This window comes from Dyadobacter sp. CY351 (assembly GCF_021502625.1).
GTDB lineage: Bacteria > Bacteroidota > Bacteroidia > Cytophagales > Spirosomataceae > Dyadobacter > Dyadobacter chenhuakuii.
The window spans coordinates 733,887-750,583 of the sequence record NZ_JAKFFU010000003.1; the positions used below are offsets into that span (position 1 = coordinate 733,887).

Sequence of the window (16,697 nt, forward strand, 5' to 3'; positions counted from 1 at the left end):
ATTAAATTCTAATGCGGATCGGGCCCTTAATATCATGAACATCAACCGGCACTCCCTTTTGTGTTATCATGACGCTGCCTTTTTTGTGTAGGTCAATAGCTACCCCGAGTACATCTTTCATATACTTCCGCCAGTCGTCAGGAAATAGCTTACGCGCGATTTCCGAGGGGCACGTACTTTTCTCAGCACCACGATCAATGGCAGTAGACAGGATGGTTTCGGCTATTTTCTCGTAATGATGCATGTGTATCCTGCGTAAATAGGTTTGCAGAAATACCATAAAGATCGGACCAGCTGTGGCCATTTCAATATCATATTGTTGCCTCATTCAACCACCATCTTCCGGGTTTCAGAACCATTGTTGGTTTCAAATTTCACCAGATACGTCCCTGCTGGCATTGGGCTCAGAACAAATCCGGTGTCTGTTCGCTGGATAACCTTTATGCCAATATCCCTGCCTTTCAAATCCAGGACCCGAATGTTACTAACCTGGCTGCCTGACTGGACTGTAACCGTTGTGCCTGCGCTGACGGGGTTGGGATATATGTAATTTTGCAAATCTTTCTCATCAGCCTGCAAACTTACCACGCGGCTGAATGCAAAGCTCTCGTCAACATCCACAGCACGAAGACGATAATAGACAACCGATGCCAGGGAGGCAAATGTTGTATCTGTAAACGAATACCTATGCGCTTCTATCCCATTTCCGGCTGCTCTAACCGTTCCAACCGCAATGTAGCTTTTGCCGTCAAGGCTTCTTTCAATATCAAAATGCGAAGCATTTACTTCATCAGTTGTTTTCCATTTCAATAAGGCGCTTTGTTCCGCCTTCTCAGCTGTAAAGCTGACCAGGTGTACAGGCAATGCCGTTTCATTCACATTACTATGCACGAAAAACCCCGAAAAGCCCGTCACATGAAAGCTCACTTCCCAGCGCTTTGCCGTATCATTCCAAACAATGTCCTCATCCTCAGGGTTGATCAGCAGCACGGCAGGCCCATTGCCCGTCCAGCCGGTATAAGTGTCGGGGAAGCCATATTGGCTTGTTCCGTGATTTTGCGTGACACGAATGTTGTGAATGCCGTCGCTATCCGCCGGGCCGGTTGGCAAAGCTGGTGCGCTTCCTCTGTTATTATTAAAATCGTCAAAATCAGATTGAGCATAAAATAACGTGACGCGCCCGGTTGCTGTGTTGGCATTGGCAGCGGGAGTAATATCATAATAGCGCCTTACATAAGGCTGACCGGCAGAAGGGGCCGATTGTGCAATGTACACTTTTGCGCTGACAGCACCACTCACGCCCGTGCCTGCTGACAATGGCGCTATTATGCCGATTTCACCACAATCGTTTGCAAATGTGACCGGAGCTCCGGCAATTGTCTCCGTCACTTCCGAGTGATCGTCCGCCAGATGATCATCAGCCGGTGATCCGCTGTTCACAATCACATAGAAGTTACCAGCACTATATCCTACCAGCGAATAATCATATACATTATTTTCTGTAACAAGAAATGTCCACCCCCCATTGGTGGCTGTGCCCAGGATGCTGTTACATAATTTCGCAACTCCTGACGAGGCTGCCTGCCCGGTAAAAGGAGTAAATGCCCCTGCATTGTAATTGTCTCCATTACTCCATTGAAATGCACTTACAAAATAATGCTTACTACCCCAACCCGTGATCACAGTACTAAAATTATACGCCGGGGACCCGACCACCGAGTTGGAAATGCTCACGGGGCCAGTTATTCCCGTATTTCCATCGCCCCAGGTCACTGCGCCAATATAATTATCAGCAACGTTTTTCCAATACATGCTTGATACCACATAATTTCCGTTGCCTAGTTGCCGGGTATCGAATCCAACCTTATCGTCTTCCGTTGATCCTACCAGTGAATTGGAAGCACTAACCTCGCCTGTAAGCGCGTTAGTGCCACTGCACCAGGTCACAGCTCCTGCATCCTTTACTGGACCATTATCCCAGTTAGAGCTTGTAACCACATAGTTCCCGTTGGCAAGTGGAATTACATAGCCTACCCCATCGTCCTGCGATGATCCTACCAGTGAATTGGAAGCACTCACAACACCGGTCATTCCCGTAGTTCCGTTGGCCAATGTGGCAGCTCCCGCAGCATTGACCGCGCCATTGCTCCAGCCAAAACTCGAGACTGTATAATTCCCGTTGGTCAAAGCAGTTATAAAGGTCCCCACGGCATCACCATGTGTGGCGCCCACCAGCGAATTTGAGGTGTTCACAGTCCCTGTCAGACCCGTAGCACCATTCACCCACGTCGCGGCCCCCACTCTTTTTTCTGGTGCGATCTGCCAGGCAGCACTTCCTACAACGTAGTTGCCATTACTTAAAGCGACAACACCGCCTACAAGGTCACCCGTTGTCGAACCCACCAGCGAGTTGGAAGCCGAGATAATGCCTGTCAGTCCCTTGGTACCGTCTACCCATACTACGGCACCAACATCTCTTACGGGCCCATTATCCCAATATGCACTAGTAACCACGTAGTTTCCATTGGTAAGGGCAGTTATTCCACCCAGATAACCATATGCTTGAGTTCCTACGAGGGAATTAGCAATATTCACTTCTCCCGTTACTCCGGTAACACCATTTCCCCAAGTTATCGCTCCTGCATCCCCCAAAGGACCATTGTCCCAGGTTTCACTTCTGACCACGTAATTTCCGTTAGCAAGGGCAAGGACTTGAATGCCCACCTGGTCATTAGCACTTGAACCCACAAGAGAATTGGACACAGTTACCGCACCGGTTAATCCTGTTGTGCCACTGGCCAAAGTTACCGCCCCTGCATCATGCACTGAACCATTATCCCAATGACGGCTTTGCACAACATAATTCCCGTTTTTGAGCTCAACGACGTTATCGGCACCTACTTTATCATCAGCTTTAAGTCCTACGAGGGAATTTGAAGCGCTCACTACCCCTGTTATACTGTGGTTCCGTTCCCCCAGGTTACCGCTCCGGCTGCGGCCGCCGAACCATTCTTCCATCCGGTACTCCGAACCACATAGTTTCCATTGGTGAGTGGATATACATTTTCCCCACCAATCAGATCACCGGCTTGCGAACCAACCAGTGAGTTGGACGCGCTAACCTTTCCCGAGATGCCTGTGGTCCCGTTTGCCCATGTCACCGCTCCCGCATTGCTCGCAGAACCATTACTCCAAAACGGACTGTTTATGACGAAATTTCCATTAGTTAGTGCTGTCACTCCAAAAATCCCCACATGGTCATTCGCCTTACTGCCTGTCAGCACGCTGATCAGTTTATGGGTTGCACCATTGTAAAAGTACACCGCACCCACATTGGGAATTGCTCCGTTGCTCCAGTCCGGATCTGTTACGACATAATTTCCATTGGTTAATACCGTGATTTTGGAACCAAAACTTCCGCTGCCGGGAGGACCGGCAACTTGTGTTCTCTGAGCCGTCGATACGCTGAAATTGATAAATAGAAGGAAAAGGACCTGGATTATCCATACGCCCTTTTGAGGCTTATAACTTTCTTGTAGCTGTGTATACATGTCTTAAAGTTTTGATACAATAAAAACAAAGTATACTTTTTTCAGATTTTATTTAACAATACTATGTTTAGAATTAAATATATTTATTTAATGGTCAATTTCAGTCGAGGATAGGCGTAGTGCCTAAGTCTCTTTCGTAAAACGCTGATAAACGGAAGTAATTGATACTTGTTTCACCCCATTCTTTGTATACAAATACCGCTTATTGACGATAACCAGCCTGCCAGCCGGATCTACGGTCACCGACTCGGGTTTTACCCATCGATATGGATTCTCCTGTTCACTTGGCAGCACATTGAGCAATTTGAGATCTTCGGAAAACTGGAACTGGCGCGCGGTGCCTTGCCGCAAAAAATCCATTCGTAAGGATGGGTCATAATTTAAACCCGGACCGCCTGCCCATTCTTCGTTTTCAAGGCGGATATATTGCTCGGGCCAGGACTGACTGAATAGATATGCAGGTTCTGCAGACAAGGGATTTTTAGGGTAGATACGCACTTCTACGTCAAAATGAAAATTCTTTTCAGAGGGAAGGATATCAATTTCCTGGAACAAGTCGGTGGAACTTACACCATCCATATTTACATCGACGGCTTCATTACTGACCGAACTGATGATACCATATTTTCCATGGAACTGTTCCTGCAGCGCAGCAACTTTTTGAGCTTCGATAATCTCAGGATCTACCAAAGGATCATCTTTTTTGCAGCCCAACATTACCGCAAGAAAAATAGGGCAAAGAAGAAGAAGTGTTTTCATGACTTTGAGTTTTTGTTTTCACAGAAATTTATAAAAAATATCCCTGTAAAGTCAAATGCGGTTACAAAATAATTTCTTGGTGTACTATTTAAACCGTGGATCTTTGCATTAACGCAAAAAACCCGGCAAATGCCGGGTTTCAGCCTTGAAATTGTAGTTATCCCGCGCTTTTCACATTCTTTTGATCATCATTTTCAACCTTGCGGCTCTTGACAGTCTTGAACATGCTGCCGAACTCCCAGTTGAGCGACAGCCGCACCGAGCGCATCAGGTAGCGGGAAGCAAGTGTCGATTCAAAATCTGCTGCGCGCGTTACGACCGTTTGGCCGATGTAGCCGCCGAACGGGCTTACCGTTGTCAGTGAGATCGTTAGCTTTTGCGCGGGCAGTTCCTTCTTGGCCGAGAAACTGTAATAGAACCAGTAGCTTTCAAAACCCTGCAATTTCACATTGCGACCGTCGTAATTGGCATATGCCTGCACGCTGAAATTGTCCGGTAACTTCCAGCTGCTGTTCACATTCAGGCCCCACGCCCACCCTTCATTCAGGATATTCAGTGCGCCGCTGCGGTAGCGCGCGCGGCGTACATTGGCATTACTATTGATCTTCCAGCCCGGCATTACGCTAACCGAGGTCGACAAATTCAATCCGTACTGAATGTTCGAAGCGAGGTTTTGCTTGGAAGTGGTCGTAATCCCCCCGGGGCCGATGGTGACGATGCTTTCGATCGAGTTCGTCGTTTCACGGGAAAAGAGCGATGCATTCAGGAAAAAGTCAGAATCCGTCTGCAATGCGTAGGTAAATTCTACCTGATTTACCTGCTCGGGGCGCAGGCTTGGGTTGCCAATTTCGAGGTTCTTAGGATCTTGTGCATTTACATTGGGATTCAGGTCCCAGATCGAAGGCCGCGAAATGCGTTTGGTATAGCTTAATGTCAGGTTGTTATTAGCATTCAGCTTTTTAAACAAAGTTGCGCTCGGTACGAAATTCCAGAAATCGTTCTTGAAGGTGCTGTTCTGGTTCCGTTGATTTCCTTCGAGGTAAGTCCCTTCCATCCGCGCGCCGGCGTGCAGCGCCCAGCCGTTTTGCCATTTGAATTTCAATTGAGAATAACCTGCAAATACATTCTGCTTGTAGCTAAAAAGATCTGTGCGGGAGCTTACCGGGACAAGCTGGCCCGGGTTACTATCACCGCTGGCAGCTACCTGATAATCGCTGCTGTTTTCGCGCAGGATCATTTTCGCGCCGCTTTCCCAGGCATTTTTATAACTGTTTCCAAAGGGAAAAATATAGTCCGTTTGCACCGTCCATTCGCGGTTGAGATTTTTATTGTCGTTGATCTCGCGGTATAACAATGCATTGTCCGGATCGCGCTGCATGGCGTCATAATTGAACCCATCAGACGAGCGGTTGTGCTGCGCCATAATATAAAGCTCCTCCCCCGGCTTCCTGAATTTTTTGGTATAACCCAGATTTAAATCAACACCCAATGTCGGTGAGCGTGTTATTACATTCTGACGAAAATCTTCCAGCAAAGTTTCGTTGGCAGAAAAGCGCTGGTTATGCTGCGCACTGTTATCGGGCCATTTCCCAAACCAGCCATTGACTGAAAAATTGAATATACTGGCAGAATCCGGCGCAAACTCAATCTGCACATCGCCCGACCCGTGCGGCTTGGTATTGTCGCGGACCACATGCTGTTGTACCCTTCCCGTTTTCTCGCCATTCTCAAAAGTCAGGCGGTTCAGCGCAGTTTCTTCCCGGTTCCGGAAACTGTGTGCGTGCAGAGTGGTATTGATATTCCATTTTTCACGGCTGATCGATAGACGCGGATTCAGCGCCTGTTCAAGATTTCCGGCCACAACCTCCACTGTTCCGCTCACATTCTGCTGGCCTTTTTTTGTTATAATGTTGATCACACCTGCGGCACCTTCTGCATCGTAACGCGCAGATGGACTGGTGATTACTTCCACTGCTTTGATGGAATTAGCAGGCATCATGTTCAATGCATCCGCCGCCGACCGCGCCATTTGGCCGGAGTATTTTCCATTGATTAAAATGCGCAAATTGCTATTTCCGCGCATGGTAACATTACCCGCCGCATCGACATTCAATACAGGTGCTTTGCGAAGTACATCGGCCGCAGTGCCACCCTGGTTGCTAATGTCTTTTTCTGCATTATAAACCAGCATCCCCGGCTGCTGCTCCACAAGCGCGCGCGTGCCGGTGACATTCACGGCATTGAGCTGCGTTACTTCGGGTTTGAGATAAATGTTGCCGGCATCGAACACTGGTGATTTTGAGGAAATATTAAATGCTATGTTTTTTTGGGCGTAACCCATGAAGGACAAGTTTAGAAAATAGCTGCCTGCTTTGATATCAGCAGATTTAAACAAACCATTTTCATCAGAATAAGTCAAGGCAACTACCTTTTTCTCACTATCCAGAATTCCAATTGTAGCGAATTCGACAGGCTTCCTGCTAACAGAATCGGTAATGATACCTTTGACCAGATAAGCCGGTCCATTCTGTGTCTGGGCTTTTAAAATGTTGATGAAGCAAAAAAGAAATGCTGTGAGCAGCAAAAGTTTACGAATCATAATGCAATGGAATTAGGCGCTTGACACGCTTGGTTTTTTTTCGCTTACCCCACCATACAAAAAATCCGGTGACGGGAAGGCTGGCACAAACGAGGCTTGCGATGAAATAGATAATCTTTGTAGGCATATTCCCGATCGCGCCTACATGCAATCCGTAATTGTTGCGCCTGAGCCAGTCAGCAAATTTCAGGTTGTCGACCTGTACGGCTGACGAGGGAAGCGCTGCGAGCGTGTACTGGTCCAGATAAACGTCCCGCCAGGCACCGCGGTCCATGTCCGTGCAGATGTAAATCGCATCTTTCGGCTCGTCGGGAAAGCCGACAATGATTGCGTCTTTGTTATAAACCGCAATTTCTTCCAACCCTTTCCTGAAAGCCCGGTCGACAGCAGGGATACTATCCGGCGTGATGATCTGCGTCGTATCGGAAAAGCTGCTGATTCTTTTCGCCGGCTCGCTGCCGCCCGACGCCAGCCAGTAAACGCCATCATTGATCCACGCAAAACCCATGATCAGTCCTGTTAATGTCAGGATCATCGCCAAAATCAGCGAATAAAACCCCAGCACATTGTGCAGATCATAGTTTACGCGTCTGAATTTGGCTTTCCACTTAATGCTGAACGCCTTTTTCTTTTCGCTTTTCGTCCATTTTTTTGGCCACCACAAAATGAGTCCGGTCACCAGTAAAATGAAGAAAATCAGCGTAGCCCAAGCCACAATCTGATGCCCGACTTCTCCTTCAATCCAAACTCCTACGTGCCCGTCGAGAATAAAGTGAAAGAAATCATCTCCTGCCACAATCGCCTGCACCTCGGCCGTGTACGGGTTAACAAAAACCATCGAATCCGCATCAATCGTCACCTTCGCGGCCTGCTCGTGGCCATAGTACCAGATACTGTGCGTTTCCCGGCCGGGAAGTGACGTTTTCAACCGCCCGGCAATCTGCGACGGCGGCAGATAGGGTTCATTATTAACCCGCTTCGCATGGGACCACGGGCGGGTCAGCGACTTTAATTCCTGCTCGAAAACCAGCACACAGCCGGTAATGGAGACGATAAAAACGACAATCCCGGAGGCAAGGCCCAGCCACAGATGCAGCCAGGCATTTATTTTTTTAAGCATTACTTCGTCTTTTCCAGCCTGAGTATATAATCAATCCCCCCAACAAACTCCGCACCAGGTGTCAGCTTCTCGGTAGCAGTGTCGTATTCCCATATATAATCTTTATCCGCAGCATTTACCGCGATGTAAACCTTGTCATCTTCACGCACGACGGCATTTACCATACGTTCGCCTTTGTCGGCGGGCAGGTCGAGCTTTTTCAGGAAAGTGCCGTTTTTAGCGTCAATGATCGAAAATGAATGTTCGGCGTCAATGCTTTCGCCGGCTACGCGGGTGCGGACGATGGCTTTGCCATTGCCGATGTACCACATCGCTGCGCCCATTCCATTGCTGGTTTTAGCGGAAAAATCGAGGTAATACGAGTTATCGAGCGTGGTTGCACCTTTTTTAATGCGGTATACGGCCGAATGCGATTTGTAATCGTAGTTATAGACCGGGTCAGTGATGAAATAAATGTCGCCGCTTTCGTCCTGGAACGATACCGGCGCGTACACAATCGGTCCGCCCGGTACGGAGGAACGGGATTCGAAAATGTTGCTTTCCACCGCCATGTCGGAGGCGTTCACAACAGCTACATTGAAGTTCTGAATGCTTTCTACAACCGGCCATTTGGAGAAATCGGAAGTTGCGAAGCTGTAACCTACAAAAATTTTCCCGTCGCGGTATTCAGCAAAGCCAATTGCGAAGCCGTCCATCGTCTTGCTTGGGAAAGCCTGGAATGCAAGTTTTCCCAAGGTTACCGACATATCCACCACTTTCACGATCGCATAACGCGCCTCATTTACCCCAGCCGCATTCTCGCCTGAACCGAAAACGACCAAAGTAGCATCGTCGATCCATACAAAAGAGCTCCAATCCAGGTGCGTGAAAGGCACTTCTTTGTCAACTACCAGTGCGCCTTTTTCAACATGATATTTACCAAAACGGCCACTGCCTGCATTAGCATGATAATAAAATCCGTTACGCTGGATAATGTCCTGCGCATACACTTTGCCCGTCATTTCGGCGCCGTTGCCTTGCAGGCTGATCTGTCCCGAAGTCAGGGAAGGCACGTCGGCAATGTAGTAGGCTGTGTTCGGCCAGCTGCCTACGCAGACCACTGCCGAATATTTGCCCGCTTCTTCCACAGGCGCATTCCCGCCTGGGTCGTCGCTGCAACCGTTTAATACGAACGCGGCCAAAGCCACCATTAATGTTTTTACAGGGAGGCTGAAAAATTTGCTCATTGGATTAGGTTATTGAAAGTTAGTTGGTGTTTTTATTTGAGGAAATAGCGCAGTTTCACCGAAAAGGCGCGGCCCGGTTTCTGCAAACGGAAGTTGTCGAATGCGAGCGCGTCCGTAAGGTTGCGGCACTCACCAGAGATGTTGTAGCGACCGTTTTTGAATGAATAACTAAGCGTTGCGTTGTGCAGCAACTGGTTGGGAATGGTTGATTTTCCATTCACATTGCCGAAAGCCTCCCAGGTCAGGTAAAACCAGTGCACATATTGGGTATACCAGCTGAATTGCAGGCGGGTATCTTTCCCGAACACATTGTTTTTACCAATACTCAGGTTAGCATTGCCAAATAGCCAGGGTTGGTTTGGGATCTTGTTTTTGTAAGTGGCTTCCGGCGTAGTCGATTCGGTGCTGCCGAACCGGGTCATATTCACCGCACTCTGATAGGTCGCATTAATATTGAACGAAAGTAGGTCGCCGTAATCGTAGCGTGCCTCCGCTTCAAAGCCGGTCACACGTACGCTGGATTTGTTCTCGTTCTTTAACGCTTTGGAACGCTGGTCGGGCACCGCGAAAATGAAGTCCTGCGCATTGCGGTAGAAAGTAGCAGCTTCCACAAAAAAGCGGTGTTTATTTAACCTAAAACCATAATATCCGCCCAGGTTCGCATTGTAGCTGCTTTCTGGTTTCAGGTCGGAATTTGGATTGATATTCAGGCCGTCACCGAAAACCTCCTCCACTTCTTGTAGCCGATAGGCCCGCTCAAGCGAAATTTTCACGCCCAGATCCGCCAGCAGTTTAAAGCGTGACGCAACCCCGTAACCAAACATGTCAAACTGTGTATTGAAAGACTGGTAGGCATTATCAACATACTTTTTCCTTTCCAGTCCCAGTCCGTAATATTTGCTAAAAAAGGTATTTGTTAATCTTTTGTTAAAAAACTCCTGCTGGTAAGCCACGCCCAGGATCTGCTTATTTAGAAAACCGGGCATATCGTCAAACGACGTCTGCAATGCATTGAAGTTCTCATTTTTAAGGTGGTCAAATGTGTAGTTTACATTGAAAGAGTGCTTGTCATTCAACAGGTAACTCACATTGGCGCGCATGAAGCTGCGCGGGCGGATAATGTTCGAAACCGATTTGATGCCGCCCATCTCGCTGGCGCTCTTGACCGTCCAGGCACCATCCCAATAGTATTGCCTGAAAAGTGTGTCGGCGGTAACGAAGCTATCTTTTGACAAAGAGCCAAACAGGCTCAGCTCCAAACCTTTGACGAACAAATCGCTTTTTTTATAACGCAGCGTCGCTGTGGTAGCTTTGCTTTTTCGGGTCACATTGCCGTAGACAATCGCCTGCTCAAAGCCGGTCTGCAAATCCTGTTGGCCTTCGGAATAGCCAATACCCGCGTAGAGCACATCGGCCCAGCGTTTGTTCGAGATACCCACTTCCAGCTGGCCCATCGCCGACTGGTAATGGTCGTGAAAACGGCGCACATCGGCAGTCATAAATGCTGCGCCGGAAAGGTCGGTGATCTGGTTGCCGACACGCGTGCCGCCTTCCAGTATTTCTACGCCTTTCATTTTGTAATTGTTATCCGAGTAATTGTAAAAACCGCTGGCTTTCACAGTAATGCCCGTCGGCTTGTGCACATACTGGCCACTAGCCGACGAACGGTGGGTATTGAAGGAACCATAACTGTGACTCAGATCGAGGTAGTTGCGCTGGTTTTGGTTCGTAATTACATTCACCGCGCCGCCCATCGCATCGGAACCAAGCTGCACCGGAACCACACCTTTATACACTTCAATGCGTTCGGCCAGATTCACCGGAATGTTGTTCAGCGAAACCGCGCTGCCCAGTATTTCGAGCGGCACACCGTCGATGAAGTATTTGACCGCTTTACCGGAAAGTCCATTAATCGAAAAGTTAAAATTAGAACCCAGCCCACCCTGTTCGCGTATTCTAACACCTGCACTTCGGTTCAGGACCTGGTTCAGGTCGGCAGTTGTATTGGCAAATTGCCGCGTTTCGATCGCATTGACTGTGAACGGTTGTTCTTTTACCTCCTGCACTTCCGTTTTACCGAAAACGCTGACTTCGTTCAGCTCTCGCTGGTTTTCTTTCAGGTCAAAATTCAGGTCGGTTTTGCTGCCGGATTTGACGATTACTTCTTTGGAAAAAAGCATATAACCCAATGCCGACGCTTCCATCATATACGTCCCGGACTTGTTAATGGTGAGTTCAAAAAAACCGCTTCCATCGGTCGTTGTGCCGAATGTGCCGTTTTTCACCGAAACGGTTGCACCAGGAATCGCGTCGCCGTTTTGTGTGCGGACATAGCCGGACAGCTGCGCCGCTTTCTGGGCGATGGCGACATTGGAAATGAAAATGATTGCAATGAGAAGTAGGTAAAGGTTTTTGCAGGAAAGCATGGATGATGGAAATGAGATACCATTCACCTAGTAGCGGCAAAAAGCTTTACCCGAAGGTGCCTTTCGAAAAAAAATTAGAATTTATTAAGGATTTAGTGTTTCGAGGCGTAAAATGTAATCAACCTCGTCGCTGAAATGTAGTCCTTTTTTAAGAGCACCTGTTTCCGGATTATAAATCCAGACGTAATTCCCCCCTTCGTTGGGGTTGACGGTAATATAAGCCAATCCATTTTCAACGAGCACACAATTTCGCGCTGTCCCTTTGTCGAGCGGCAGGTTTAGCCTTGTCGTTGTTTGTTTTCCAAGATCAAGTACATAAAAATCGAAATGCGGGACGAGCCAGTGGTCTTCCATGCCTTTGAACACACCTTTTCGCTCCGTGCGGACAATCGCTTTTCCATTTCCTAAATACCAGAAACCATAACCATGATTTTGAATTTGCGATGCAGAGAGGTTGAAAAAGTAATCCTTATCAAGCTCGCCCGTCGATTTATTGATGCGGAAAATGCCGGTAGGTTTGAAACGATTGTCCCCCAACGCAATACCGGGACATGCGATAAAATAGAAATCCCCTTTTTCATCATTAAAAAAATGCGATTGCCGGGTGTTGACCCCGCCAGGATAAGTTGAGCGGGTATCCTTAAACGTCCGCACTACTTTCATGTCCGGGTAACTGAGCTTTGAAACATATAATGTATCGCTTGTTGTATAGCTTTTCAGGTCGGTTTTGTGATACGTGTAGCCGAGATACAAATTACCATTCATGAAATTCGCAAAGCCGATCGACATGGAATTAAATGGCGCCACCGGTTTAGGAACACTCACAACACTTTGCTGCGCTTTCAGATTATCCAATGTGATTTTTGCAAAACGTGCCACACCTTTTTTCGTATCATACCCGAAAATGCAAAGCGTGTCACCCTGCCAGGCATAAGTGTCAACGCTCCATTGCCCGGGTAACTGAATGGAGCCGGTTTCTTTGAACTCCTGATTTTCAATTGTGTTGCGTACAAAGCGGGTGTCTTTCCAGTTGAGCCGATAATAGTTGTTTTCGCGGACGATCAAATCATAAAAAATACGCGGCGGGATTACTTTTGTGCCTGACTTCTCAGGATTGAGCATCTCCCCGGACATGATTGTGTCGGTCTGAACAAGGTATTCGGAACCGTCTTTCATCATCAGGTAAAGGCTGTATTTTTTTCTTAAAGAATTGTCGCCTGAACCGTCACAACCAGAAAGCCAGAAAGCTGAAAAGAGCGCGAATGCAAATAAACATTTCCAAAAACTTTCCTTCATACGCTTTTAGATATCGAACTGCGACATAAGCTGGCGCTGCATCAAAGGCGGCAGGCCGGTAAGGGAAGTTTCAGGCAAGATGACCACCTCGCCAGGCTGCGATGCGCTGCCGTAGTTCAGCGCGATGTACTGAAGCCCCTTTTTCAGAACCATTTTGCCGCGTTTCGCATCAGGCCGCGCGCAGCTGCCATGGATCGTGAGCTCAATGTCGCGTTTGGGGTTGATCAAAACCGCTCCGCAAAAATCAAACTGCCCGGTTTCATTGTTGATCTCAACATTGCTTTTCGGGCCGATGGAGATAGAATAGGCACGCTCGTGCAGGTCCTGGTTGAAAATTTCAGACTTATTGTTAACAACGATGACATTTTGGTGTGCAGAGCGGTTTTTTATAAAAATAGTCAGCGCGGCAGCAATAGTCACAAGTAAAACGGCAGCAACCTGACGCCAAAGCGGTTTGAAAAAACTTATAAAAGGGGACTGTTTGGGTTTTGGCAGCGAAGCGGAAATATCTGCCCACATATCATCCTGTATCTTGAATTTGCTTTCACCGGAAGGCAGCGGGGCGATTTCAGATACACCCTCCTCATCGTCTTCCAGCCATTTCTCCACAGCCTGCTCCTCCTCAGGCGTGCACAGCCCCTGGTGATATCTTTCAATTACTTCCTTTGTAATGTTCATGGTGCACTTTTACCAAATATTGCTTTTGGTAAAAGTAGCATAAATAACTTTTAACCGTAAGTATCGGCAGGAATCTATGCCAGGTATTCGGTCAGATTGGCCTTGAGGGTAGAGAGTGCGCGGGTAATGTGATACTCCACTGCGCGCTCTGATATCAGCAGCGATTGCGAAATTTCTCTGTTGGAAAGACCCTGTTCCCGGCTCAATTTAAATACTTTCCGGCACTGATTGGGCAGCGTATCAACAAGTCCGGAGACCTTTTCTTTGAGACTGTTGTACATCACATCGTTTTCCGTACAATGCGCCGAGCCGCATTCCAGCATGCGAATGTGCTGAATGTGTTCGCGGCGCACCTTTGTGTTTCTAAGATGCTCGAATACCTTCAACTTGGCAGCGCGAAGCAGATATCGTTCCACCGATACCGTAATTTCAAGCTCCTGGCGGCGCTCCCAAAGTGATTTAAAAATTTCCTGCACCATTCCCTTCGCCACTTCTACATCTTGCAGGTTATTATAACAAACCGCAAACACCCTTTCCCAATGGAGCTGATATAGCTCTTTGAAAGTTATTTCGTCAATGCGAATGGTTTGAAGCTGCACTAAAAAGGGCTATTTAAGTCTGCAATTGCGCAAATATAATAACCTTCTTGTATTATGTGGAATAATTCTAAATAAATTCTTTGCCGTGTTCCTTTAGGCTTCCCTCATTGCCCTGCCCTGTTGACTAACTAATAAGCCCCCTTCAATCAATGCCTTAAAATCCCTCACAAGAGCACTGTATGTTTGAACTACACAATCGTCGGCCCGGGCGCGACCAGTGCCAGTATGTTCCGGTAAGTTCAAGTTTAAAATTCATAAGGGATACTTAAATGCGCGAGATCATGAAAAATAAATGGAGTATTTCAATTATTAAACTGACTGTCTTTGCGGTCAAGCGGCTGCATGGCAGCGCTGCGATTTTCATTGTGGCATTATTACTGTTACAGATTACTACGGTTCATGCGCAAAAACCCCCACGCATACCGTTGCCTTTTATCACTACCTGGCAAACAACCACGCGGGAAAATCCGACTTCCAAACACATTATCTTTCCCGGCTGGGGCCGGAACTATACGATATTCTGGACCGGCCGTGTCGGCGGACGAACGGTGTATGGTCAATTAGCGGGGAATGGTGCAACCAGAATAGACTTTCCTGCACCGGGTACTTACCAGGTCCGGGTGGGTCCTGGCAGCGGCACCTTCTATCGGTTCATGATGCATGAAAGTGAAAGGACTAAACTCCTTCGGGTGGATCAGTGGGGAAGTGTGGTCTGGTCATCTATGGGCTCGGCTTTCAAAAATTGCCACAATATGGACGTCGTGGCAACCGACATCCCGGACCTTTCGCAGGTGATTGATATGAGTAGCATGTTCGAAGCCTGTCTCGTCCTTACCGGCAATGCGCGTTTTAACGACTGGAATACTGCCAATGTGAAAACAATGAAGGGTTTATTTAATACTGCGAAGCTATTTAACCAGCCTATTTCGAATTGGAATACAGGCAATGTTACCGATATGAGCAATATGTTTCAGTTTGCCTGGAGATTCAATAAGCCAATAGGAAACTGGAACACCGGAAAAGTTATCAATATGTCCTACATGTTTGCTTACACCAATGCTTTTGATCAGCCCATTGGAAACTGGAATACAGCAAATGTTACCAATATGTCGCACATGTTTGAAAGTGCGCAGGCTTTCAACCAACCCATTGGAAATTGGAATACAGCAAATATGTTGAATATCAATAATATGTTTGCTTCTACAAAGCTGTTCAACCAGCCGATTAACAGCTGGAATACCGCAAAGATAACAGACATGCATTCCCTGTTTTATTTTGCCATGGCATTTAACCAGCCCATGGGCAGTTGGGATACAGGTAACGTAACCAACATGACAGCCATGTTTTGCTATAATCACGTCTTTAACCAGCCCATTGGAAACTGGAATACCCGAAATGTTACAGATATGAACCTGATGTTTTCTATGGCGTCCGCATTCAATCAGCCCATTGGTGGATGGGATACGGGGAAAGTAACTAATATGCGTTCCATGTTTTACGGAAATAAGGTTTTTAATCAACCGTTAGGAAACTGGAATACGGCTGCTGTTACAAACATGGCCTATATGTTTTATGGTAACGCGTCCTTTAATCAATCTCTGGAAAATTGGAATACATCCCGTGTTGCAGATATGTCAAATATGTTTGATCATGCCACTTCCTTTAATCAACCGGTAAAGAACTGGAATACGGCTGCCGTTACCAGTATGGCCTATATGTTTCGTAGTGCATTCGCCTTTGATCAACATTTGGGAAACTGGCAGGTTGGTAATGTGCAAAGCATGTACATGATGCTGGATTCCACCGATATGTCAAAGGATAACTATGATCAGATGTATATCAATTGGGAACGTCAGACATTGCAGCCCCGTGTGGTTCTCGGTGCAACTACGCTCACGTATTGCAAAGGCTCCACATTTCGTAATCTGATTGTTTATCGGTATGGTTGGGTGATACTTGGAGACAAAAAGGACTGTTCGGATTGTTCAGGATGTCGTACCGAATCCAATGATGTGGCAGCAATTTCCAACGAGCAAGATCTTGATGAATTCTCAAAATCTGAGATAATAACCGATGCGGATTTCGTCTATCCTAACCCTGCCTCAGACAAACTTTATATTAAAAATAACAGCGGCACTATCCATTCGCTGAGCATTACGGACGTAACTGGCCGTACCATGTTGAAAAAAAGCACTACAAACAATAATCTCAGTGGAGAGGAAATTTCGACGACTCACTTACCATCCGGCGTTTACCTGATCACAATGTTTCCAAAAAATGGTTCTTCCAAAAGCCAGAAAATTATCATTCGGAAATGACTTTCCTTATCACTCATCAACTGGGGCAGATTGTTAACACGGAACGCCTGTAAAAGAAGAATTTCCTATGTAACAATGCAGTGAAAAAATGTTATGGAGAGCGAAATAGTCTTAATGCTTTCCCT

At 47.1% G+C, this 16,697-nt stretch carries 11 protein-coding genes and 1 pseudogene; 1 reads left to right on the plus strand and 11 read right to left on the minus strand.

Translation table 11 applies throughout. From position 1 onward, the window contains the following. Position 1: 1 nt before the first annotated feature. The 11 genes and pseudogenes from L0660_RS08490 to L0660_RS08540 all read right to left on the minus strand — a co-directional run bounded on the left by L0660_RS08490 (position 2) and on the right by L0660_RS08540 (position 14,254). Positions 2–328 carry a DUF3253 domain-containing protein gene (locus tag L0660_RS08490; RefSeq protein ID WP_235159099.1) on the minus strand — a complete coding sequence of 109 codons (327 nt, stop codon included), beginning with the start codon at positions 326–328 and terminating at the stop codon, positions 2–4. Continuing rightward, the gene (locus L0660_RS08495; RefSeq protein ID WP_235159100.1) at positions 325–2,946 is read right to left on the minus strand and encodes a T9SS type A sorting domain-containing protein; all 2,622 of its coding nucleotides are present in this window, start codon (positions 2,944–2,946) and stop codon (positions 325–327) included. The genes L0660_RS08490 and L0660_RS08495 overlap by 4 nt, the downstream gene beginning before the upstream one ends. A 9-nt stretch (positions 2,947–2,955) precedes the next feature. Continuing rightward, positions 2,956–3,551, minus strand: a pseudogene (locus tag L0660_RS08500) (hypothetical protein); the annotation flags it as partial. Positions 3,552–3,674: 123 nt separating this feature from the next. Continuing rightward, positions 3,675–4,310 (minus strand): hypothetical protein, encoded by a 636-nt coding sequence (locus L0660_RS08505; RefSeq protein WP_235159102.1) that lies wholly within the window; start codon positions 4,308–4,310, stop codon positions 3,675–3,677. A 157-nt stretch (positions 4,311–4,467) separates the two neighbouring features. After that, on the minus strand, positions 4,468–6,909 hold the full coding sequence (locus tag L0660_RS08510; RefSeq protein ID WP_235159103.1) for an outer membrane beta-barrel family protein: 2,442 nt from the start codon (positions 6,907–6,909) through the stop codon (positions 4,468–4,470). After that, positions 6,899–8,029, minus strand: coding sequence for a PepSY domain-containing protein (locus tag L0660_RS08515; protein ID WP_235159104.1), 1,131 nt, complete (start codon positions 8,027–8,029; stop codon positions 6,899–6,901). Before L0660_RS08515 ends, L0660_RS08510 begins: the two co-directional genes overlap by 11 nt. After that, a complete protein-coding gene (locus L0660_RS08520) occupies positions 8,029–9,255 on the minus strand; it encodes a DUF4374 domain-containing protein (protein ID WP_235159105.1) in 1,227 nt (408 codons plus the stop codon). Before L0660_RS08520 ends, L0660_RS08515 begins: the two co-directional genes overlap by 1 nt. Before the next feature lie 32 nt (positions 9,256–9,287). Continuing rightward, positions 9,288–11,681 carry a TonB-dependent receptor gene (locus tag L0660_RS08525; RefSeq protein WP_235159106.1) on the minus strand — a complete coding sequence of 798 codons (2,394 nt, stop codon included), beginning with the start codon at positions 11,679–11,681 and terminating at the stop codon, positions 9,288–9,290. Positions 11,682–11,765: 84 nt separating this feature from the next. Continuing rightward, entirely contained in the window at positions 11,766–12,977 is a 1,212-nt protein-coding gene (locus L0660_RS08530) for a DUF4374 domain-containing protein (protein ID WP_235159107.1), read from the minus strand. 6 nt (positions 12,978–12,983) lie between these two features. Next, a complete protein-coding gene (locus tag L0660_RS08535; RefSeq protein WP_235159108.1) occupies positions 12,984–13,655 on the minus strand; it encodes a hypothetical protein in 672 nt (223 codons plus the stop codon). 74 nt (positions 13,656–13,729) lie between these two features. Beyond that, positions 13,730–14,254 (minus strand): RNA polymerase sigma-70 factor, encoded by a 525-nt coding sequence (locus L0660_RS08540; RefSeq protein WP_235159109.1) that lies wholly within the window; start codon positions 14,252–14,254, stop codon positions 13,730–13,732. Positions 14,255–14,535: 281 nt separating this feature from the next. Here L0660_RS08540 and L0660_RS08545 point away from each other — a divergent pair, with 281 nt between their 5' ends. Next, positions 14,536–16,572 carry a BspA family leucine-rich repeat surface protein gene (locus L0660_RS08545; protein ID WP_235159110.1) on the plus strand — a complete coding sequence of 679 codons (2,037 nt, stop codon included), beginning with the start codon at positions 14,536–14,538 and terminating at the stop codon, positions 16,570–16,572. Positions 16,573–16,697 lie beyond the last annotated feature (125 nt).

Coding starts and splice junctions, on each gene's coding strand:
- L0660_RS08515 (WP_235159104.1), bottom strand. CDS start 8,029: ATGCTTAAAAAAATAAATGCCTGGCTGCATCTGTGGCTGGGCCTTGCC.
- L0660_RS08505 (WP_235159102.1), bottom strand. CDS start 4,310: ATGAAAACACTTCTTCTTCTTTGCCCTATTTTTCTTGCGGTAATGTTG.
- L0660_RS08535 (WP_235159108.1), bottom strand. CDS start 13,655: ATGAACATTACAAAGGAAGTAATTGAAAGATATCACCAGGGGCTGTGC.
- L0660_RS08520 (WP_235159105.1), bottom strand. CDS start 9,255: ATGAGCAAATTTTTCAGCCTCCCTGTAAAAACATTAATGGTGGCTTTG.
- L0660_RS08545 (WP_235159110.1), top strand. CDS start 14,536: ATGAAAAATAAATGGAGTATTTCAATTATTAAACTGACTGTCTTTGCG.
- L0660_RS08530 (WP_235159107.1), bottom strand. CDS start 12,977: ATGAAGGAAAGTTTTTGGAAATGTTTATTTGCATTCGCGCTCTTTTCA.
- L0660_RS08490 (WP_235159099.1), bottom strand. CDS start 328: ATGAGGCAACAATATGATATTGAAATGGCCACAGCTGGTCCGATCTTT.
- L0660_RS08525 (WP_235159106.1), bottom strand. CDS start 11,681: ATGCTTTCCTGCAAAAACCTTTACCTACTTCTCATTGCAATCATTTTC.
- L0660_RS08510 (WP_235159103.1), bottom strand. CDS start 6,909: ATGATTCGTAAACTTTTGCTGCTCACAGCATTTCTTTTTTGCTTCATC.